The 22,403-nt window shown below is 53.1% G+C and carries 18 protein-coding genes and 1 pseudogene; 10 read left to right on the top strand and 9 right to left on the bottom strand.

Annotation, left to right across the window (positions count from 1 at the left end):
- The first annotated feature begins 162 nt into the window (after positions 1-162).
- The 8 genes from mdtA (at position 163) to yegQ (ending at position 13,176) form a co-directional block, all read left to right on the top strand.
- Positions 163-1,410, top strand: a complete 1,248-nt coding sequence (gene mdtA, locus AB4H76_RS09015; RefSeq protein WP_000678965.1) for a multidrug efflux RND transporter subunit MdtA — start codon at positions 163-165, stop codon at positions 1,408-1,410.
- On the top strand, positions 1,410-4,532 hold the full coding sequence (mdtB, locus tag AB4H76_RS09010) for a multidrug efflux RND transporter permease subunit MdtB (protein ID WP_001197875.1): 3,123 nt from the start codon (positions 1,410-1,412) through the stop codon (positions 4,530-4,532). Before mdtA ends, mdtB begins: the two co-directional genes overlap by 1 nt.
- Positions 4,533-7,610, top strand: coding sequence for a multidrug efflux RND transporter permease subunit MdtC (gene mdtC, locus AB4H76_RS09005; RefSeq protein WP_000667590.1), 3,078 nt, complete (start codon positions 4,533-4,535; stop codon positions 7,608-7,610).
- Positions 7,611-9,026, top strand: a complete 1,416-nt coding sequence (locus AB4H76_RS09000; RefSeq protein WP_077492785.1) for an MFS transporter — start codon at positions 7,611-7,613, stop codon at positions 9,024-9,026.
- Positions 9,023-10,426 carry a two-component system sensor histidine kinase BaeS gene (gene baeS / locus AB4H76_RS08995; RefSeq protein ID WP_000675150.1) on the top strand — a complete coding sequence of 468 codons (1,404 nt, stop codon included), beginning with the start codon at positions 9,023-9,025 and terminating at the stop codon, positions 10,424-10,426. Before AB4H76_RS09000 ends, baeS begins: the two co-directional genes overlap by 4 nt.
- A complete protein-coding gene (baeR, locus tag AB4H76_RS08990; protein ID WP_420062586.1) occupies positions 10,423-11,145 on the top strand; it encodes a two-component system response regulator BaeR in 723 nt (240 codons plus the stop codon). Before baeS ends, baeR begins: the two co-directional genes overlap by 4 nt.
- Positions 11,146-11,335: 190 nt before the next feature.
- Positions 11,336-11,668 carry a YegP family protein gene (locus AB4H76_RS08985; RefSeq protein ID WP_000929408.1) on the top strand — a complete coding sequence of 111 codons (333 nt, stop codon included), beginning with the start codon at positions 11,336-11,338 and terminating at the stop codon, positions 11,666-11,668.
- Positions 11,669-11,814: 146 nt separating this feature from the next.
- Positions 11,815-13,176, top strand: coding sequence for a tRNA 5-hydroxyuridine modification protein YegQ (gene yegQ, locus AB4H76_RS08980; RefSeq protein ID WP_000476014.1), 1,362 nt, complete (start codon positions 11,815-11,817; stop codon positions 13,174-13,176).
- A gap of 272 nt (positions 13,177-13,448) precedes the next feature.
- Here yegQ and ogrK read toward each other — a convergent pair whose 3' ends face one another.
- The 8 genes from ogrK to AB4H76_RS08940 form a co-directional block, all read right to left on the bottom strand.
- Positions 13,449-13,667, bottom strand: coding sequence for a prophage transcriptional regulator OgrK (ogrK, locus tag AB4H76_RS08975; protein WP_000468308.1), 219 nt, complete (start codon positions 13,665-13,667; stop codon positions 13,449-13,451).
- 81 nt (positions 13,668-13,748) lie between these two features.
- On the bottom strand, positions 13,749-14,912 hold the full coding sequence (locus tag AB4H76_RS08970) for a phage late control D family protein (RefSeq protein ID WP_086166871.1): 1,164 nt from the start codon (positions 14,910-14,912) through the stop codon (positions 13,749-13,751).
- Positions 14,912-15,391 (bottom strand): phage tail protein, encoded by a 480-nt coding sequence (locus AB4H76_RS08965; protein WP_001471798.1) that lies wholly within the window; start codon positions 15,389-15,391, stop codon positions 14,912-14,914. The genes AB4H76_RS08970 and AB4H76_RS08965 overlap by 1 nt, the downstream gene beginning before the upstream one ends.
- Positions 15,392-15,405: 14 nt before the next feature.
- On the bottom strand, positions 15,406-17,853 hold the full coding sequence (locus AB4H76_RS08960) for a phage tail tape measure protein (protein WP_420062585.1): 2,448 nt from the start codon (positions 17,851-17,853) through the stop codon (positions 15,406-15,408).
- On the bottom strand, positions 17,846-18,001 hold the full coding sequence (locus AB4H76_RS08955) for a GpE family phage tail protein (protein WP_000143830.1): 156 nt from the start codon (positions 17,999-18,001) through the stop codon (positions 17,846-17,848). Before AB4H76_RS08955 ends, AB4H76_RS08960 begins: the two co-directional genes overlap by 8 nt.
- Complete coding sequence (locus AB4H76_RS08950) at positions 17,998-18,273, bottom strand: phage tail assembly protein (RefSeq protein WP_001031303.1); 276 nt, start codon at positions 18,271-18,273, stop codon at positions 17,998-18,000. The genes AB4H76_RS08955 and AB4H76_RS08950 overlap by 4 nt, the downstream gene beginning before the upstream one ends.
- Before the next feature lie 56 nt (positions 18,274-18,329).
- The gene (locus tag AB4H76_RS08945; RefSeq protein WP_420062584.1) at positions 18,330-18,848 is read right to left on the bottom strand and encodes a phage major tail tube protein; all 519 of its coding nucleotides are present in this window, start codon (positions 18,846-18,848) and stop codon (positions 18,330-18,332) included.
- A gap of 12 nt (positions 18,849-18,860) precedes the next feature.
- Positions 18,861-20,051: a phage tail sheath protein gene (locus AB4H76_RS08940; protein WP_086166874.1), complete on the bottom strand. Its 1,191-nt coding sequence runs from the start codon at positions 20,049-20,051 to the stop codon at positions 18,861-18,863.
- A 441-nt stretch (positions 20,052-20,492) separates the two neighbouring features.
- Between AB4H76_RS08940 and AB4H76_RS08935 the strand changes: the two genes are divergently transcribed.
- On the top strand, positions 20,493-21,227 hold the full coding sequence (locus tag AB4H76_RS08935) for a hypothetical protein (protein ID WP_001471804.1): 735 nt from the start codon (positions 20,493-20,495) through the stop codon (positions 21,225-21,227).
- 306 nt (positions 21,228-21,533) lie between these two features.
- Positions 21,534-21,617 (top strand): annotated as a pseudogene (locus AB4H76_RS08930) (portal protein); the annotation flags it as partial.
- A 95-nt stretch (positions 21,618-21,712) separates the two neighbouring features.
- Here the strand turns inward: AB4H76_RS08930 and AB4H76_RS08925 are convergent.
- Entirely contained in the window at positions 21,713-22,402 is a 690-nt protein-coding gene (locus tag AB4H76_RS08925) for a hypothetical protein (RefSeq protein ID WP_024234795.1), read from the bottom strand.
- Position 22,403: the final 1 nt, after the last annotated feature.

Raw genomic sequence — 22,403 nt, 5'->3', positions numbered from 1 at the left:
ATAAAATAGTTTCCTGTGTTATTACTGGATGCGTGCTCGCAAATGTGCCCGCCATTCAGACGATTCCCGATAGTGTTTCATAATTCCTCCATTTTTCTCCCTTATTGGCTGGCTACACTAGTATCATTCCGCGAAACGTTTCAGGAAGAGAAACTCTTAACGATGAAAGGCAGTTATAAATCCCGTTGGGTAATCGTAATCGTGGTGGTTATCGCCGCCATCGCCGCATTCTGGTTCTGGCAAGGCCGCAATGACTCCCAGAGTGCAGCCCCAGGGGCGACGAAACAAGCGCAGCAATCGCCAGCGGGTGGTCGCCGTGGTATGCGTTCCGGCCCATTAGCCCCGGTTCAGGCGGCGACCGCCGTAGAACAGGCAGTTCCGCGTTACCTCACCGGGCTTGGCACCATTACCGCTGCTAACACCGTTACGGTGCGCAGCCGCGTAGATGGTCAGTTGATGGCGTTACATTTCCAGGAAGGCCAGCAGGTCAAAGCAGGCGATTTACTGGCAGAAATTGACCCCAGCCAGTTCAAAGTTGCATTAGCACAAGCCCAGGGCCAACTGGCAAAAGATAAAGCCACGCTTGCCAACGCCCGCCGTGACCTGGCGCGTTATCAACAACTGGTAAAAACCAATCTCGTATCTCGTCAGGAACTGGATGCCCAACAAGCGCTGGTCAGTGAAACCGAAGGCACCATTAAGGCTGATGAAGCAAGCGTCGCCAGCGCACAGCTGCAACTCGACTGGAGCCGCATCACCGCACCAGTCGATGGTCGCGTTGGTCTCAAGCAGGTTGATGTTGGTAACCAAATCTCCAGTGGTGATACCACCGGAATTGTGGTGATCACCCAGACGCATCCTATCGATTTGCTCTTTACCCTGCCGGAAAGCGATATCGCTACCGTTGTGCAGGCGCAAAAAGCCGGAAAACCGCTGGTGGTAGAAGCCTGGGATCGCACCAACTCGAAGAAATTAAGTGAAGGCACGCTGTTAAGTCTCGATAACCAAATCGATGCCACTACCGGTACGATTAAAGTGAAAGCACGCTTTAATAATCAGGATGATGCGCTGTTTCCCAATCAGTTTGTTAACGCGCGCATGTTAGTCGACACCGAACAAAACGCCGTAGTGATCCCAACAGCCGCCCTGCAAATGGGCAATGAAGGCCATTTTGTCTGGGTGCTGAATAGCGAAAACAAGGTCAGCAAACATCTGGTGACGCCGGGCATTCAGGACAGTCAGAAAGTGGTGATCCGTGCAGGTATTTCTGCGGGCGATCGCGTGGTGACAGACGGCATTGATCGCCTGACCGAAGGGGCGAAAGTGGAAGTGGTGGAAGCCCAGAGCGCCACTACTCCGGAAGAGAAAGCCACCAGCCGCGAATACGCGAAAAAAGGAGCACGCTCCTGATGCAGGTGTTACCCCCGAGCAGCACAGGCGGCCCGTCGCGCCTGTTTATTATGCGTCCTGTGGCCACCACGCTGCTGATGGTGGCGATCTTACTCGCCGGGATTATCGGTTATCGCGCCCTGCCCGTTTCGGCGCTGCCGGAAGTGGACTATCCGACCATTCAGGTGGTCACGCTCTACCCAGGTGCCAGCCCGGATGTCATGACCTCTGCCGTTACCGCGCCGCTAGAACGCCAGTTCGGGCAGATGTCTGGCCTGAAACAGATGTCGTCGCAAAGTTCCGGCGGTGCGTCAGTTATCACTTTGCAGTTCCAGCTAACATTACCGCTCGATGTCGCCGAGCAGGAAGTGCAGGCCGCGATTAACGCTGCGACCAACTTGTTGCCGAGCGATCTGCCTAACCCGCCGGTTTACAGCAAAGTGAACCCGGCAGATCCGCCGATCATGACGCTCGCCGTCACCTCAACCGCCATGCCGATGACGCAAGTGGAAGATATGGTGGAAACCCGCGTCGCGCAGAAAATCTCGCAGATTTCCGGCGTCGGCCTGGTGACGCTTTCCGGCGGTCAGCGTCCGGCTGTTCGCGTCAAACTTAACGCTCAGGCGATTGCCGCCCTCGGCCTGACCAGCGAAACCGTGCGCACCGCCATTACCGGCGCTAACGTTAACTCGGCAAAAGGTAGCCTCGACGGCCCTTCCCGTGCGGTCACGCTTTCCGCGAACGACCAGATGCAATCCGCCGAAGAGTATCGCCAGCTAATCATCGCCTACCAGAACGGCGCGCCAATTCGTCTGGGCGATGTCGCAACTGTAGAGCAAGGTGCAGAAAACAGCTGGCTCGGCGCGTGGGCGAACAAAGAACAGGCCATTGTGATGAATGTTCAGCGCCAGCCCGGTGCTAACATTATCTCCACCGCCGACAGCATTCGGCAGATGCTGCCACAGCTCACTGAGAGTCTGCCGAAATCGGTGAAGGTGACAGTGCTTTCCGATCGCACCACCAATATCCGCGCATCCGTCGATGATACTCAGTTTGAATTGATGATGGCTATCGCGCTGGTAGTCATGATTATCTACCTGTTTTTGCGCAACATTCCGGCGACCATCATTCCCGGTGTTGCTGTACCGCTGTCGTTAATCGGCACTTTCGCGGTTATGGTGTTTCTCGATTTTTCAATCAATAACCTGACACTGATGGCGTTAACTATCGCCACCGGATTCGTGGTCGATGACGCCATCGTGGTGATCGAAAACATTTCCCGCTATATCGAAAAAGGCGAAAAACCGTTGGCGGCGGCGCTCAAGGGCGCAGGTGAAATCGGCTTTACCATTATCTCGCTGACCTTCTCACTGATTGCGGTGTTGATCCCACTGCTGTTTATGGGCGATATCGTCGGGCGACTGTTCCGCGAATTTGCTATTACCCTGGCGGTAGCGATTTTGATCTCAGCGGTGGTGTCGCTGACCCTGACACCGATGATGTGCGCGCGGATGCTCAGCCAGGAGTCGTTGCGTAAACAGAACCGCTTCTCCCGTGCCTCGGAAAAAATGTTCGACAGGATAATCGCCGCCTATGGTCGTGGACTGGCGAAAGTGCTGAATCATCCGTGGCTGACCTTAAGCGTGGCACTCAGCACGCTGCTGCTTAGCGTGCTGCTGTGGGTGTTCATTCCGAAAGGTTTCTTCCCGGTACAGGACAATGGCATTATTCAGGGCACTTTGCAGGCACCGCAATCCAGCTCCTTTGCCAATATGGCCCAGCGACAACGCCAGGTCGCGGACGTGATTTTGCAGGATCCGGCAGTGCAAAGCCTGACCTCATTTGTTGGCGTTGATGGCACTAACCCGTCGCTGAACAGTGCACGTTTACAAATCAACCTCAAACCGTTGGATGAACGTGATGATCGGGTGCAAAAAGTCATCGCCCGTCTGCAAACGGCGGTAGATAAAGTGCCGGGCGTCGATCTCTTCCTGCAACCAACGCAGGATCTGACTATTGATACTCAGGTCAGCCGCACCCAGTACCAGTTTACCTTGCAGGCCACGTCACTGGATGCGCTCAGTACCTGGGTGCCACAGTTGATGGAAAAACTCCAGCAACTGCCACAGCTTTCTGATGTCTCCAGCGACTGGCAGGACAAAGGGCTGGTGGCGTATGTCAATGTTGATCGCGACAGCGCCAGCCGTCTGGGGATCAGCATGGCGGATGTCGATAACGCCCTGTACAACGCGTTTGGTCAGCGGCTGATTTCCACTATTTATACTCAGGCCAACCAGTATCGCGTGGTGCTGGAGCACAACACCGAAAATACCCCAGGCCTCGCGGCGCTGGATACCATTCGCCTGACCAGCAGCGACGGCGGCGTGGTGCCGCTAAGCTCAATTGCCAAAATTGAGCAGCGTTTTGCGCCGCTCTCCATCAACCATCTGGATCAGTTCCCGGTAACGACCATCTCCTTTAACGTGCCGGATAACTATTCGCTGGGCGATGCGGTGCAGGCGATTATGGACACCGAAAAGACGCTGAATCTGCCGGTGGATATCACCACGCAGTTCCAGGGCAGCACCCTCGCCTTCCAGTCGGCGCTGGGCAGCACTGTCTGGCTGATTGTCGCGGCGGTGGTGGCGATGTATATCGTGCTCGGCATTCTGTACGAGAGCTTTATTCACCCGATCACCATTCTCTCGACGCTACCCACCGCAGGGGTTGGCGCACTGCTGGCGTTGCTGATTGCTGGTAGCGAACTGGATGTGATTGCGATTATCGGCATTATTTTGCTGATCGGTATCGTGAAGAAGAACGCCATCATGATGATCGACTTCGCGCTGGCTGCCGAGCGCGAGCAAGGCATGTCGCCGCGCGAGGCAATCTACCAGGCTTGTCTGTTGCGTTTTCGTCCGATCCTGATGACCACCCTGGCGGCTCTGCTTGGCGCGCTGCCGCTGATGTTGAGTACCGGGGTCGGCGCGGAACTGCGTCGTCCGTTAGGTATCGGCATGGTCGGCGGCCTGATTGTCAGCCAGGTGCTGACGCTGTTCACCACGCCGGTGATTTATCTGCTGTTCGACCGCCTGGCATTGTGGACCAAAAGCCGCTTTGCCCGTCATGAAGAGGAGGCGTAAGTGAAGTTTTTTGCCCTCTTCATTTACCGTCCGGTGGCGACGATTTTACTGTCGGTTGCCATTACCCTGTGCGGCATACTGGGCTTCCGTATGCTGCCGGTCGCCCCGCTGCCGCAGGTCGATTTTCCGGTGATTATGGTCAGCGCCTCGCTGCCCGGTGCGTCACCAGAAACAATGGCGTCTTCCGTTGCCACGCCGCTGGAGCGCTCACTTGGGCGCATTGCCGGAGTCAGTGAAATGACCTCCAGCAGTTCGCTCGGCAGCACGCGTATTATTTTGCAGTTTGATTTTGACCGGGATATCAACGGCGCAGCGCGTGATGTGCAGGCGGCGATCAACGCTGCACAAAGTTTGCTGCCCAGTGGGATGCCCAGCCGCCCGACCTATCGCAAAGCGAACCCGTCGGATGCGCCAATTATGATCCTCACGCTGACGTCCGATACTTATTCGCAGGGTGAACTGTACGATTTCGCCTCGACGCAGCTGGCTCCGACGATTTCGCAAATCGACGGTGTTGGTGATGTCGATGTCGGAGGCAGCTCACTGCCCGCCGTACGCGTCGGGCTGAATCCGCAGGCGCTGTTTAATCAGGGCGTGTCGCTGGACGACGTACGCACCGCCGTCAGCAATGCCAACGTGCGTAAACCGCAGGGCGCGCTGGAAGATGGCACTCACCGCTGGCAGATCCAGACCAATGATGAGCTAAAAACCGCCGCTGAATATCAGCCGTTGATTATTCACTACAACAACGGCGGCGCGGTTCGTCTGGGCGATGTGGCGACGGTGACCGACTCAGTGCAGGATGTGCGCAACGCCGGGATGACCAACGCCAAACCGGCTATTTTACTGATGATCCGCAAACTGCCGGAAGCCAATATTATCCAGACGGTTGACAGCATCCGGGCAAAATTACCGGAGTTGCAGGAAACCATTCCGGCGGCGATTGATCTGCAAATTGCCCAGGATCGCTCCCCCACCATTCGCGCCTCGCTGGAAGAAGTCGAGCAAACGCTGATTATCTCGGTGGCGCTGGTGATTCTGGTGGTGTTTTTATTCCTGCGCTCGGGTCGCGCCACTATTATTCCCGCCGTTGTGGTGCCGGTTTCGCTGATTGGTACGTTTGCGGCGATGTACCTGTGCGGATTCAGTCTCAATAACCTGTCGTTAATGGCGCTCACCATCGCTACTGGTTTCGTGGTGGATGACGCCATCGTGGTGCTGGAAAACATTGCCCGTCATCTGGAAGCGGGGATGAAACCACTACAGGCCGCGCTACAAGGTACTCGCGAAGTCGGCTTTACGGTGCTGTCGATGAGTCTGTCACTGGTGGCGGTGTTCCTGCCGCTGCTGTTGATGGGCGGATTGCCGGGCCGACTGTTACGCGAGTTTGCCGTGACGCTTTCTGTCGCCATTGGTATTTCGTTACTGGTTTCTCTGACATTAACGCCAATGATGTGTGGCTGGATGCTGAAAGCCAGCAAGCCGCGCGAGCAAAAGCGACTACGTGGTTTTGGTCGCATGTTGGTAGCCCTGCAACAAGGCTACGGCAAGTCACTGAAATGGGTGCTCAATCATACCCGTCTGGTGGGCGTGGTGCTGCTTGGCACCATTGCGCTGAATATCTGGCTGTATATCTCGATCCCGAAAACCTTCTTCCCGGAGCAGGACACTGGCGTGTTGATGGGCGGGATTCAGGCGGATCAGAGTATTTCGTTTCAGGCGATGCGCGGTAAGTTGCAGGATTTCATGAAAATTATCCGTGACGATCCGGCAGTGGATAATGTCACCGGCTTTACAGGCGGTTCGCGAGTGAACAGCGGGATGATGTTTATCACCCTCAAGCCACGCGACGAACGCAGCGAAACGGCGCAGCAAATTATCGACCGTCTGCGCGTAAAACTGGCGAAAGAACCGGGGGCGAATCTGTTCCTGATGGCGGTACAGGATATTCGCGTTGGTGGGCGTCAGTCGAACGCCAGCTACCAGTACACGTTGTTATCCGACGACCTGGCGGCACTGCGCGAATGGGAGCCGAAAATCCGCAAAAAACTGGCGACGTTGCCGGAACTGGCGGACGTGAACTCCGATCAGCAGGATAACGGCGCGGAGATGAATCTGGTTTACGACCGCGACACCATGGCACGGCTGGGAATCGACGTACAAGCCGCCAACAGCCTGTTAAATAACGCCTTCGGTCAGCGGCAAATCTCGACCATTTACCAGCCGATGAACCAGTATAAAGTGGTGATGGAAGTGGATCCGCGCTATACCCAGGACATCAGCGCGCTGGAAAAAATGTTCGTTATCAATAACGAAGGAAAAGCGATCCCGCTGTCGTATTTCGCTAAATGGCAACCGGCGAATGCCCCACTATCGGTGAATCATCAGGGATTATCGGCGGCCTCGACCATTTCGTTTAACCTGCCGACCGGAAAATCGCTCTCGGACGCCAGTGCGGCGATCGATCGCGCAATGACCCAGCTTGGTGTGCCTTCGACGGTGCGCGGCAGTTTTGCCGGCACGGCGCAGGTGTTCCAGGAGACGATGAACTCGCAGGTGATCCTGATTATCGCCGCCATCGCCACGGTGTATATCGTGCTGGGTATCCTTTACGAGAGTTACGTACATCCGCTGACGATTCTCTCCACCCTGCCCTCGGCGGGCGTTGGAGCGCTGTTGGCGCTGGAGCTGTTCAATGCCCCGTTCAGCCTAATCGCCCTGATAGGGATCATGCTATTAATCGGCATCGTGAAGAAAAACGCCATTATGATGGTCGATTTTGCGCTTGAAGCCCAACGGCACGGTAACCTGACGCCGCAGGAAGCTATTTTCCAGGCCTGTCTGCTGCGTTTTCGCCCGATTATGATGACTACCCTGGCGGCGCTGTTTGGTGCGCTGCCGCTGGTATTGTCGGGCGGCGACGGCTCGGAGCTGCGGCAACCCCTGGGGATCACCATTGTCGGCGGACTGGTAATGAGCCAGCTCCTTACGCTGTATACCACGCCGGTGGTGTATCTCTTTTTCGACCGTCTGCGGCTGCGTTTTTCGCGTAAACCTAAACAAACGGTAACCGAGTAAATGACAGATCTTCCCGACAGCACCCGTTGGCAATTGTGGATTGTGGCTTTCGGCTTCTTTATGCAGTCGCTGGACACCACCATCGTAAACACCGCCCTTCCCTCAATGGCGCAAAGCCTCGGGGAAAGTCCGTTGCATATGCACATGGTCATTGTCTCTTATGTGCTGACCGTGGCGGTGATGCTGCCCGCCAGCGGCTGGCTGGCGGACAAAGTCGGCGTGCGCAATATTTTCTTTACCGCCATCGTGCTGTTTACTCTCGGTTCACTGTTTTGCGCGCTTTCCGGCACGCTGAACGAACTGTTGCTGGCACGCGCGTTACAGGGCGTTGGCGGCGCGATGATGGTGCCGGTCGGCAGATTGACGGTGATGAAAATCGTACCGCGCGAGCAATATATGGCGGCGATGACCTTTGTCACGTTACCCGGTCAGGTCGGTCCGCTGCTCGGTCCGGCGCTCGGCGGTCTGCTGGTGGAGTACGCATCGTGGCACTGGATCTTTTTGATCAACATTCCGGTGGGGATTATCGGTGCGATCGCCACATTGCTGTTAATGCCAAACTACACCATGCAGACGCGGCTCTTTGATCTCTCCGGATTTTTATTGCTGGCGGTTGGCATGGCGGTATTAACCCTGGCGCTGGACGGCAGTAAAGGTACAGGTTTATCGCCGCTGACGATTGCAGGCCTGGTCGCAGTTGGCGTGGTGGCACTGGTGCTTTATCTGCTGCACGCCAGAAATAACAACCGTGCCCTGTTCAGTCTGAAACTGTTCCGTACTCGTACCTTTTCGCTGGGCCTGGCGGGGAGCTTTGCCGGACGTATTGGCAGTGGCATGTTGCCCTTTATGACACCGGTTTTCCTGCAAATTGGCCTCGGTTTCTCGCCGTTTCATGCCGGACTGATGATGATCCCGATGGTGCTTGGCAGCATGGGAATGAAGCGAATTGTGGTACAGGTGGTGAATCGCTTTGGTTATCGTCGGGTACTGGTAGCGACCACGCTGGGTCTGTCGCTGGTCACCCTGTTGTTTATGACTACCGCCCTGCTGGGCTGGTACTACGTTTTGCCGTTCGTCCTGTTTTTACAAGGGATGGTCAACTCGACGCGTTTCTCCTCCATGAACACCCTGACGCTGAAAGATCTCCCGGACAATCTGGCGAGCAGCGGCAACAGCCTGCTGTCGATGATTATGCAATTGTCGATGAGTATCGGCGTCACTATCGCCGGGCTGTTGCTGGGACTTTTTGGTTCACAGCATGTCAGCGTCGACAGCGGCACCACACAAACCGTCTTTATGTACACCTGGCTTAGCATGGCGTTGATCATCGCCCTTCCGGCGTTCATCTTTGCCAGAGTGCCGAACGATACGCATCAAAATGTAGCTATTTCGCGGCGAAAAAGGAGCGCGCAATGAAGTTCTGGCGACCCGGTATTACCGGCAAACTGTTTCTGGCGATTTTCGCCACCTGCATTGTCTTGCTGATCAGTATGCACTGGGCGGTGCGTATCAGTTTTGAGCGTGGCTTTATTGATTACATCAAGCATGGTAATGAACAGCGATTACAACTGTTAAGTGATGCGCTTGGCGAGCAGTATGCGCAGCATGGCAACTGGCGCTTCCTGCGCAACAATGATCGCTTTGTCTTTCAGATCCTGCGTTCATTTGAACACGATAATTCGGAAGATAAACCCGGCCCGGGTATGCCACCGCACGGCTGGCGTACCCAGTTCTGGGTGGTTGATCAAAACAACAAAGTGCTGGTTGGTCCGCGAGCGCCGATTCCACCTGACGGTACACGGCGACCCATTCTGGTCAACGGTGCGGAAGTTGGCGCGGTGATCGCCTCCCCCGTTGAGCGGTTAACGCGCAATACTGATATCAATTTCGATAAACAACAGCGGCAAACCAGCTGGTTGATTGTCGCCCTGGCAACGTTACTCGCGGCACTTGCCACTTTTCTGCTGGCGCGCGGTTTACTGGCACCGGTAAAACGACTTGTCGATGGCACGCACAAACTGGCGGCGGGCGATTTCACTACCCGCGTAACGCCCACCAGTGAAGATGAACTGGGCAAACTGGCGCAAGACTTCAACCAGCTTGCCAGCACACTGGAGAAAAACCAGCAAATGCGGCGCGATTTTATGGCCGATATTTCTCACGAACTGCGTACGCCATTAGCGGTGCTGCGCGGTGAACTGGAAGCCATTCAGGATGGCGTGCGTAAATTCACGCCGGAGACGGTGGCGTCTTTACAGGCGGAGGTCGGTACACTGACCAAACTGGTTGACGATCTCCATCAGTTGTCGATGTCTGATGAAGGCGCTCTCGCCTATCAAAAAGCACCGGTAGATTTGATCCCACTGCTGGAAGTGGCGGGCGGCGCATTTCGCGAACGATTCGCCAGTCGTGGCCTGAAACTGCAATTTTCCCTGCCAGACAGTATTACCGTATTTGGCGATCGCGACCGTTTAATGCAGTTATTCAATAACTTACTGGAAAACAGCCTGCGCTACACTGACAGCGGCGGCAGCCTGCAAATCTCTGCCGGGCAGCGCGACAAAACGGTGCGCCTGACCTTTGCCGACAGTGCGCCAGGTGTCAGTGACGATCAGCTACAAAAATTGTTTGAACGTTTTTATCGCACCGAAGGTTCCCGCAACCGTGCCAGCGGCGGTTCCGGGCTGGGGCTGGCGATTTGCCTGAACATTGTTGAAGCACATAATGGTCGCATTATTGCTGCCCATTCGCCTTTTGGCGGGGTAAGCATTACAGTAGAGTTACCGCTGGAACGGGATTTACAGAGAGAAGTATGACCGAGTTACCAATCGACGAAAACACACCGCGTATTTTGATCGTGGAAGATGAACCGAAGCTGGGGCAGTTGCTCATTGATTATCTGCGTGCTGCGAGCTATGCGCCGACGCTTATCAGCCACGGCGATCAGGTACTGCCGTATGTGCGCCAGACACCACCGGATCTGATCCTGTTAGATCTGATGCTCCCTGGCACCGATGGCCTGACGCTGTGCCGGGAAATTCGTCGTTTTTCTGACATTCCGATCGTGATGGTGACGGCAAAAATCGAAGAGATCGATCGCCTGCTGGGGCTGGAGATTGGCGCAGATGATTATATCTGTAAGCCGTACAGCCCACGGGAAGTGGTAGCGCGCGTCAAAACCATTTTGCGCCGTTGCAAACCGCAGCGCGAGTTGCAGCAACAGGATGCTGAAAGCCCGTTGATTATCGACGAAGGTCGTTTTCAGGCTTCATGGCGCGGTAAAATGCTTAACCTGACGCCTGCGGAATTTCGTCTGCTGAAAACGCTCTCTCACGAACCAGGAAAAGTGTTCTCCCGCGAGCAATTGCTCAATCATCTTTATGACGACTACCGCGTAGTAACCGACCGCACCATCGACAGCCACATTAAAAACCTGCGCCGCAAGCTGGAATCTCTCGACGCCGAACAGTCATTTATCCGCGCCGTTTATGGCGTCGGTTACCGCTGGGAAGCCGACGCCTGCCGCATCGTTTAGTTTTAGCGACATTATTTTGTTAGCCGGAGATGGCGTTCAGACCAGATCCGGCAACATTATCCCACGCATGGTCAGCAAACTGACATTATCTCTCCGCCCTGGCAGGCATCAGAAAATCGCTCATACTTTAATCGGTAAACAGCACCTTTAGATGCTGTTTTCGATACACAATTTCAATCAAGGAGTCATTATGGCTGGTTGGTTTGAACTCAGTAAGAGCAGTGATAATCAGTTCCGGTTTGTGCTAAAAGCGGGCAATGGTGAGACTATCCTCACCAGCGAGCTTTATACCTCAAAAGCCTCTGCGGAAAAGGGCATCGCGTCGGTGCGTAGCAACAGCCCGCAAGAAGAACGCTATGAGAAAAAAACGGCAAGTAACGGCAAATTCTATTTCAATCTGAAAGCCGCTAATCATCAAATTATCGGCTCCAGCCAGATGTACGCCACCGCGCAATCTCGTGAAACCGGAATTGCCTCCGTTAAAGCCAATGGCACAAGCCAGACGGTGAAAGACAATACGTAATTACGATGCCGGGCGTGGGTTGTTGGCGTCCGGCGCTTTACCAGATCCCCCCACAGCGCTACAATGCCCGCCCTTAAAGTGGGGGCACTCCCCTAACCGCTTCATCAGGTGAAGCGGATCTGACCTGTCATCAGAACGAGAGAATTATGTTTAAACCGGAACTCCTTTCCCCGGCGGGAACGCTGAAAAATATGCGTTACGCTTTCGCTTATGGCGCAGATGCTGTTTATGCGGGCCAGCCGCGTTACTCCCTGCGTGTGCGCAACAACGAATTCAACCACGAAAATCTTCAGCTCGGCATCAATGAAGCCCACGCGCTGGGGAAAAAGTTTTATGTCGTGGTCAACATTGCACCGCACAACGCCAAGCTGAAAACCTTTATCCGTGACCTGAAACCGGTGGTGGAAATGGGGCCGGATGCGCTGATTATGTCCGATCCAGGGCTGATTATGCTGGTGCGTGAGCACTTCCCTGAAATGCCGATCCACCTCTCGGTGCAGGCTAACGCCGTAAACTGGGCGACGGTGAAATTCTGGCAGCAAATGGGCCTGACCCGCGTGATCCTCTCTCGCGAGCTGTCGCTGGAAGAGATTGAAGAGATCCGCAATCAGGTGCCGGATATGGAGATCGAGATCTTCGTTCACGGCGCACTGTGCATGGCCTACTCCGGTCGCTGCCTGCTCTCTGGCTATATCAACAAGCGCGATCCGAACCAGGGTACCTGCACCAACGCCTGCCGCTGGGAGTACAACGTCCAGGAAGGGAAAGAAGATGACGTTGGCAACATCGTACACAAGTACGAGCCGATTCCGGTGCAAAATGTTGAGCCGACGCTGGGTATCGGCGCGCCAACCGACAAAGTGTTTATGATCGAAGAAGCCCAGCGTCCGGGCGAGTATATGACCGCGTTTGAAGATGAGCACGGCACTTACATCATGAACTCGAAAGATCTGCGCGCCATCGCCCATGTAGAACGCCTGACCAAAATGGGCGTGCATTCGCTGAAAATCGAAGGCCGTACTAAATCTTTCTACTATTGCGCACGCACCGCACAGGTTTACCGTAAAGCTATCGATGACGCCGCTGCGGGCAAACCGTTCGATACCAGCCTGCTGGAAACTCTGGAAGGTCTGGCGCATCGTGGCTATACCGAAGGTTTCCTGCGTCGTCATACTCACGACGATTATCAGAACTACGAATACGGTTATTCAGTTTCTGACCGCCAGCAGTTTGTTGGTGAGTTTACCGGTGAGCGCAAGGGGGACCTCGCGGCGGTAGCGGTGAAAAATAAATTCTCCGTTGGCGACAGCCTTGAGCTGATGACGCCGCAAGGCAACATTAACTTTACCCTTGAGCACATGGAAAACGCCAAAGGTGAAGCGATGCCGGTCGCACCAGGCGATGGTTATACTGTGTGGCTCCCGGTCCCGCAGGATCTTGAGCTCAATTACGCTCTGCTGATGCGTAATTTCTCCGGGGAAACCACGCGTAACCCACACGGTAAGTGATTAATTTCGATTATTTTTCCCGGATGGAAAATTCTTAGAAACCGATCACATACAGCTGCATTTATTAAGGTTATCATCCGTTTCGCTGAAAAACATAACCCATAAAATGCTAGCTGTACCAGGAACCACCTCCTTAGCCTGTGTAATCTCCCTTACACGGGCTTATTTTTTACGTACAACAAATTGAAATAAAAGGATTTATTTCTGGTCACGTCCACACATTGACCACATCGACAAAAAAGCCCCTCGACTGAGGGGCTTTCTGTTTGTAATTACATCCACATTATTTGCTGCCCTGACGGCAACGGGTGCGGCCTCACGGCGTGGACTTCTCCCGGCTTCACGATGTATCGCTGTACCGACTCATAAGTGATGAACGTGGCGCTGCAATTCACGTTCTGACACTGGTGATAACGCTCTTTTGTCGTGTCAGTGATATAGCGACTTGTACGCGCATGTGCGGCATGCTGGCATAAAGGACAATGAAACATCGCGAGCACCTCTTCCGGTTTTGTTGATGGTGCCATTTTAGTTAATTTACCCTTATAAAACAAACAGATAAAAACAAAACATTACTCATCACCTTCTGTTTCGTACTCCACATCAGAAAGCCTGACCTCAAGCTCTAAGGACGTCGTGAAGCCGCTGTTATTCAGAAAATGTGTCACCTTAGTGATTGTCCAGTCCTGCTCGTCTATGACGCGCTTAAAGCCTGACACTTTAACCGGTGTTTCCGTGTAAATATCTGCCCGACCGGTAGCCAGGCTGATGGAGAACTCCGCAACGCCCCGTTGCAGTTTATCCCACTTCGCCTGAGCGGCGCGCATGGCCTGCGCTTTCGTGGCATATACCGTGGTCAGGGCAAAAACATTGTCAGCCTCACCGGCCATGTATTCACCTTCGCGCGCTTCCGGCGCTTTTGGCGCTTTCTTCTGCGTGACTGGTTTCGCTTTCGGGTGCTCCAGTGCGCGCAGGTGTTTTTCTTTCTTTTTGCGTTTCAGTTTTACCTTCTGCTTTTGCGGCTTCGGGTCTTTGGTGTGAAGCCACTTTGCCGTTACGCCGGTATAGGCTCCACGGTCAGCAATCGCAAAATGATGACGGTCGCCGTCGCTGCGGGTGATGGTAATCTGCGGGATTTTTTTACCGCTGGCCGTCACCCCCTGCCCCGCTTTGAGAAACAACAGTTTTCCCATTTTTACCGACACCTCACCGCCGTTGCGTTCTGCAAGACGGGTCAGGAATTTCACATCAGACTCCTGCGACTGGTCGATGTGCGGGATTTTAATTCCGGCCAGTGACGGAGCGACACTGGCTTCCAGCTTGTTACGGGAGGCTATCGCCTCAACAATCGCACCGAGCGTGGTGTCATGCCAGGAGCCTTCACGGCGGGAATTGAGCGTCCCGCGGAAATCTGCACTCCGGGCGCGGATGGTAACCACATCCGGCGCGCCCCGGTGTTCAACCTCATCAACGGTAAATTTCCCTTTGCATACCAGGGCAAAACCTTTCCAGCCGATATACACCGTCAGGACAGCGCCACGAATCGGTAGCCCGACCTGCCCGTCGGCGTCGTTCAGTTCAATATCAAGCTGGTCAGCCTCAAAGCCCCGGTTATCCGTCAGGGTCATGCTCATCAGACGGTCGCTGATATTGCCGGTAATATCCCTGCTGTCGAGCATCAGCATGTAATCCGGCGTCAGCGTACTGCCTGCATCAAATGTCAGCGCATCCAGCATTATCCCGCCCCCGTCATACCCGTGAATCTGGTCGCCATACTGCCAGCCTTACCGATGAGCGATTCCGCCTGTTTACCGATATCGCCATAAAGCGCGGCCAGTGATTCATCAACGCGGGTGAGCGACAGCGTAAAATCAATTTTCCGGGGTGTGCCGTCTGCAAAGAAAATACTCCCTGTTTCACTCACCCTGCTGATGACATACATGCCGTAAATCATGCCGGTGCCATCCAGCAACGGCCACGCCCGGCCTTCCTCTGCCATCAGCCTGAGCGTGGTCATCGTCAGCTTCCCGCCGGTCAGTTCGGGATAAAGCACGCCGGCAAGCGTCATGTTTTCCTCACCCACACCGAGAAACTGAAAGGCATCCCGTTTACCGATACGGGAATTTGACGGCCAGCGATAATCTGATTCGCGCTGCATGGTCTGGTGTGGCAGCGTCTGGCGCATAAAAACAAACATACCTAACGCGAGCATCATTTTTCGTCACCTCCTTAACCGTCATGCATCATGCTGGCACGGGCGCGCGCACGTTTATCCCGCTCGTATTTTTCGAGCGCATCCTGTAACTGGCGGTCGAGCTGAGTCCCCGGCGCAGTACCACCCGTCAGGCTGATGTGATATTCGTTTTTACTCTGGTCCACATAAGAGCGGCCAGCCGGTGCCGTGACCGGCTGATAAGCCTGATAGCCTGCATAAGAGCTGGTCGCCGGAATATAACCACCGGTGCCATACGTGGCGGCATGAGTTCTGGCGGCGGTCTGGTCAAGTGTGTCTGACTCTTTGTTGATAACACCGAGTTTTTCCAGTACCCAGTCAATACCGCTGCGCAGTTTGTTGAACGCATTAAGCGGCAGCATCAGCGCGTCAGCCAGTGCCTGCCCGAACATGACGCCCGTGTCACGGCAACGGTTCAGGGTGTCCTGTGTGGCTTTAACCGGAGCAATCAGGTTTGTAAACCACTGCCACGCGGCCTGTAACTTTTCGCCCAGCCAGTCAAACACCGGCTTAAGTGGCGTGAACAGTTCCCCCACCGGCGCAAATGCCACTTTCAGCCCTTCAACCACACCGCCAAAGAATGCGCTGACAGGCTCCCAGTATTTACGGATAAGCAACGCCCCGGCGACAATGGCGGCCACCACGGCCACAACCGGCCAGCTAATAGCCCCGATGGCGGTCATAACAGCACTGCCAACCGTCGTGAAGACTGCCCCCATTGCGCCTGCTGCCGCGATGATGGCATTGATGCCGGTGATAACCGGCCAGGCTACAAGACCAATGGCACCGATGATGCCAATAAGCGCCAGCGCGCCACCGACAATGAGGCCGATGGTTGACGCCAGTGATTTGTTTTTCTGGATCCAGCCGTCGAGTTTTAACACATACTTTGTGGCCGTCTGAGTGAGCTTACGCAGTGCGCCTTCCTGCTGGTCAAACAGGTCAGTCCCCACTGCCTCATAAGCGGACTGAAACTCTTTAAAGTCACCGCCTAGGTTGTCCTGCATGATATTTACCAGCTCGGCGGTCTTCCCGTCTGAGGCTTTAAACGCAGCGGTCAGTTTGTCCAGCTTTCCGGTTGAGGCGGCAGTCATCAGCACGGCAGCGGCTGAGCTGGCCTCCTCCCCGAAAATAGTTTTCATGTATTCAGCCTGCTGGGCAGTACCGAGCCGGTTTTTCTCAAAACTGACCTGCATTTCTTTCAGAATGGTAAATATTGGCCGGGTGTTTCCCTTGCTGTCTGAGGTTTTCACTCCAAGCTCTTTGAGTGCATCCCATGCTTTTCCCGTCGGTGCCTGCAGGCGGCTTAACACGGCACGGCTTCCCGTCCCCGCCATTGAGCCTGTGATTTTTGCATCATGCAGCGCCCCGACCATTGCGGCGGTTTCTTCAATGCTGACACCGGCATTTTTTGCCACAGGTGCGGCATAGGTCAGCGCATCGCTCATGCCGTCAAAATCGGCGGCGGTTTTGTTCATCGTCATGGAGAGAACATCCCCGATATGAGCGACCTTATCGTTTGAAAGCTGAAAGGCGGATTTCATCCCCATCAGCAGGGCGGCGTTTTCTTCCATCGTGCGGCGGTTCGCCAGCGCCATATTCAGCGTGACCGGCGTTGCCGCCTGAATGGCATCAACATCCCCACCCGCTTTCGCGATGATTATCTGTGCACCGGCCGCATCATCCGCCGAGGCGGCGGTATTGTCGCCGAGCTGGCGCGCCTGTTTGCGTAGTGCGGTCATTTCGGCGGAGTCTTTTGCCACTCCGAGCACGGCCTGCAATTCTGAGTTTTTCTGCGCAAACTCATAACCGGGCATCAGCAGCTTAACTCCGGCCATCGTTCCCGCCGCCGCAATCCCCACACCGGCAGCGCCCACTGAGGCCATATTTCCGGCCAGTTCCTTTCCGGCCTGATAACGCTGTTTGACTGCGTTAAGTTTTGCCTGTTGCGCACTGACACGCGCCAGCGCGTCACGCTGACGGTTAAGCTGTACGGTGGTTTCACTGATACGATTTTTCAGTCCCTGCTCATCATGTGCAAGATTGCGGGTATTAATTCCCACAGCGGCCAGTTCCCGCTGCTGGCGTTTAACGGAATCTGTCAGGCGGTTATATTTCGCCTGTAAGTCCTCCGCCGCACGCTTTGCGGATTCCAGGACTTTCGCCTGAGCACGGGTCGGACGTTCGGTGTTTTTAAACTGTGTGGCAAGGGCTTCAGCTTCCTGCCGTGCCTTTTCAAGTGCATGACCAGTCACGGCAAGCTGTGCACTGGTCTTGCGAAATCCCTCAATACGGGATGCGTGACCGTTCAGCTCGCGCAGTGATTTTTGTGTTTCCCGGATATCCCCCGACAGCGACTTACTCGCTGTGCGGATGGATTTAAACGGGCGGGATGCCTGGTCAACAGCCCTGAGCAATACCTGTAATTTTACATTGTTACTCATTCGTGTTTCCGCTTCGCCGGAGCGCCTTTTCGCGCCATGTGATGAGTTCGGTCAGGCTCATGGGATACAGTTCTGATGGCGGCCAGTGAAATATCACTGCCACATCCGCCATCAGGTCATCGACCGAGAGATTTTTCGGAAACGTCACTGCACCGAGTTCGGCGACAAAAAACCGACCACCTTACCGGCCAGCGCCACAAGGTCAGGCAGTTCCAGCGCGGCGACTTCCTGCTCGGTCAGCATCGGTGCCGTCATGCGCGGCAGCACCTTAATCAGTGCATCGACTTCGGAGTTTGCAACCGCAGCCAGACTGACACCGCGCAGCGTCCCGGCATTGGGTTTCATCAGCGTGACCTGTTCGATAACCTGCTCACCACGTTTGACCGGATTGTCCAGGGTAATGACATTTTCTTTGTTCATGGTTTTCTCACTTCTGAATCAGGGTTAACCGGTCAGCCTGGCTGACCGGATGAAAATCACAGGCCGATATTTCGGCGGTGTTGCTCCAGCCGGTCGACGCCGTTCACCTTCTCAATCATGTTAATGGTGTCGATTTCGACCAGCTCCTTACCGTCCATCGTCAGCCGGAAATAGGTGCAGACCACGGAGATTTTCGACTCAGTGTCTTCTCCCTGTTTCCCCTCGCCGGTGTCGATTTCTTTCTGACGTCCACGCATGACCAACTCGACGGCCACCGTTTCGCCGGTATCGTCGCGCTGGTAAGAGCCAGCAAAACGAATCGGTACGGCATCCACACCGGTTGCGGCGTAAAGCTCCCAGATAACCGAATCCGGGAAGCCACCGAGCGACCACTCCATTGACAGCGCATCGTCATCAAGGCCGAGGTCTACCGGTGCGCTGCCGTTCATCCCCGCACCGCGATAGTTTTCGAGTTTACGGGTCAGTTTTGGTAGCGTGACGGACTTTGCAACGCCCTGATAGCTGTAGCCGTTCAGAAAGACGTTCATTAACTTGAGTTTGCGCGGCATTGCCATCGGTCAGGCTCCTTAATTGCTGTTAACCGAGGTGACCAGATTCGCCAGGTATTTATCGGTAATACGCTGGCGCAGGGTCAGGTTTTCAAGAGGAGGCACCGGGGTATAGTCGTAGTCGATATACAGTTTTCCGGCCTTGAGGGTTTCCGCATCGTTGGATTCTTCGCTGAACCAGCATGAGCCATCCACGATATAGCCGTTTGTTTTCAGCTCACGGAATTTGGCATTGATGCCGTCAACGATGTCGCGAATCAGCGTTGCGGTGATGGGCTTGTCCACCGCCCACATGTGCGCCTCAGCCATCGTGTCGGCCAGCACCTGCGCGGTGCGTGTGTAGTTTTCAAAGAGAAACAGCGGGTCATCAGAGCAGGTACGGTTACCCCAGAAGCGGAAACCGTCGCGGCGAATCAGCGTAGTGACGCCTGACTCGTTAAGCAGGTCAGCATCGGTGCCGGACTCCTGCAAATCCCAGAATACAGAGGCGCTGATGCCGGTAACACCGTTCACCCCGACGTTGGACAGCGTTTTATGCCAGCCCTGCTCCTGGTCGATTTTAGCGCGCAGACCCAGCGCACGGGCGGTGGCATACGCGGTGGCAGTGGTACTGGTGACCGTATCCCATGCGAGGAAATCCGGCCAGATGACCATCAGCTCACGCTGGCTGAAATTCTGGCGGTAGGCTTTCACCTCGGAAATGGTCTTACAGCCCCATGTGCTGATATATCCGAAAGCGCGCAGCTTCTGACAGACGGATGCCAGTGCAACAGCCACCTCTTTGGTATCCAGCCCCGGCACACCGAGAATACGCGGTTTAACACCGGTTACCGACTCCGCCGCCAGCAGGGCTTTCAGTCCGGTGTACTGACCGTTTTCGTCGGTGGTTCCGATGATATTGGAAACAGTCTGCGCGAGTTTCGTTTCTTCGTCTTCGCCGGTGCCGTCTTCCACACGCACGACAACGGTGACCGGTTTTGACTGGTCGGCGATGGCCTGCAACGATGCCGCCAGCGTGCCTTTTTTACCGGCCTTTGCAATTGCGCTCTGCACATTGGTAATCAGCACCGGTTTATTGAGGGGGAAGGTTTCCGCATCCGCATCGCTGGCTGTGCAGACCATGCCGACAATGGCGGTGGATACGGTGGAAATGACGCGGGTGCCGTCGTTAATCTCCAGCACCTGCACGCCGTGATGATAGTCACTCATCCGTTTAACTCCGTGGTTAATGGGTGCAACTATTTTCTGTTGGGCAGAGCATGAGACGCTATTTGACCTGGCTGGTCAGTGGATGAAACAACAGATAAAGAAAAGGCGGGCAATTCGCCCGCCTGTCCTGATTTGTACTCACTCATTTTCCGCCTGACAATTTACATAGCCCAAATGCTATCAAATCTGACAGTCTGCTTTGAGCGAGAAACGGACGTTATAGATAGTGTGTTAAGGTTTTCTCTTTAATTGCAATGTCATATCCTCAACGACCAAGTAGTGACATTTTTCGTTATTATATGGTATTGTGTTAGAATTAATTTATTGATGCGAAATCATTCAAAGCTTCATTGGTACTTATATTTAACTTATAATCTTAATTAAAGAATTTCTTATTTTTAGATATTTTTATGCAAATACTTAATGAAAGGAGGCATAAATTTGGATACTAACAGTCCATTAATTGAAGTCGAGCAGAACACTTCAGACATATATATTCCGTTGCAAGCCTGGTTCGAGGGGAGAAAATTCCTTTCACACAGATTTTCGGGCCAAAACTGTAGTGATAATCCATCAAGTGATTGGGAGGCTTGGTTATCAATACAGGAATGCTGTCCTCTCCATCAGGTCAATAGTCTTAACTGGGTCGGACTGCATGAAGCTAGGAAAAATACAGATTCATTCTTGGGGAATGTGAAGAGTGAATTTAATGGAAAGCTTCCCATTTTTATTCATGAAAAGGAGAGGGTGATAATCGAAAAAAAAATCGGCATTCCTCCCAAACCCTCATTACCAATCTATTTAATATCATGCTCTGATATGGATGATACCAATGAACACATTGTTTATGTCGGAAAAACCGTTAACTCCAAAAGGTTTATTGGCGGTCACTCGGCTGCCTTAAAGTTGCTAGATCCCAAATATAATAATATGAAAAAGAGGATATATAGAGCCACCCCATGGTTTTATGATGGAAAAGACTATATTTCACTGGATTGGATTAGTCCGACATCATTAGCTATAGAATTACTTGACTTTATAGAGTCTCATCTTATTTACAATCTCAAGCCGGAACTCAACACATCGAAGAAAAAAAATGAAGATACACGTTATTCTTTTTATCTTCACATTCAGAACTTTTTATCAACAGGCTTTCTTAATGATGAGTTTATTTAATATCATTACTTATTAACATAGTAGAGATTAAACTACGTCCGCTCCTGGCAAGCAGCGGACATTGCTGGCTGAGTTGAGGGTCCGCTGTGAGCGAGGAGCGGAAGTTCAAAATTTTTCATAACGACTGATGAGAACAACACTAATTTTCGAACTTACTGGTACAAAAAATTTCCATAATCTTATAAAAAGTGGGGGAGTCAGTATGGTTCAATATTTGAAATACTACTTGTTTATGTTGAGAAAATTTTAAGCTTGACCTGGTTACCAGATTACAGCCGATCAACACCTAGACATCGAAACTTAGAGGTACAGGACAGGATCCGCGAGATAAACGGCTGGCTCGGTCAGGAGGTCATCCGCTTTAAAGATTACAGTCTAGAATCTAATTAAGTACCCTTAGCGCCGTCTCCAGACGGCGTGATTCTATGCAATCCAGGCAAGATTAACCCCCAACACCTTCAATTACTATATGGTTTAATAGAAATTCAATCTTTAACTTCAATATATGAAGAAGAAAACCATATAGATTTTTTCCCATTTATGTATTTAGAAACAGGCGAGCCATCTTCGTTCATTGCCTCAGCACTAAATGTTACATAATACATTCCTTTTTCTTTTGTCGAAACAAGATAGTTCAAGCGTCTTTCGGCAGAGATAGGAACGGATATATCATATAAAGGTATATTTTTAGCTTTTCCTTGCGAGCTACTTTCTTCATTAAGAACAGCCAACTCCTCATAATAATTTGGATAAAAAACTTCCGTAGCGACTTGCTTTGCACCGGCCGATAAAACACGACTAACAGCAAGGGACTTGTTATTAAGCTTCACATAAATTCGCTCATTACTGTTATTCCTAATAGTCACAATAGGCTTTATATAAAACACATCATCGATTTTAACAACATTAACGTCAACATTAAAAAATGTCGATTCTGTATTTCTAATTCTATTTCTTAACTCTATAAGATCAGCTTCTGCCTTATCCCTTTGGTGCAAAACATCAAAAGTATATCCTCCCCACACAAGTGTCAAAACAGCGCACAATGACATCACGACGTTATTAAACTGATCGTGTGTTCTGTAAATATCTTTGAATTTTAAAATTAATAATAGACATGCTATGAATAGCATGCCTATTATCAGCCAGTGTTCTTTTACAAATTCAAAGTTCATA

The organism is Escherichia sp. UTM R2, from assembly GCF_048593455.1.
Taxonomy (GTDB): Bacteria; Pseudomonadota; Gammaproteobacteria; order Enterobacterales; family Enterobacteriaceae; genus Escherichia; species Escherichia coli.
This window is presented reverse-complemented; position numbering and strand designations above follow the sequence as displayed.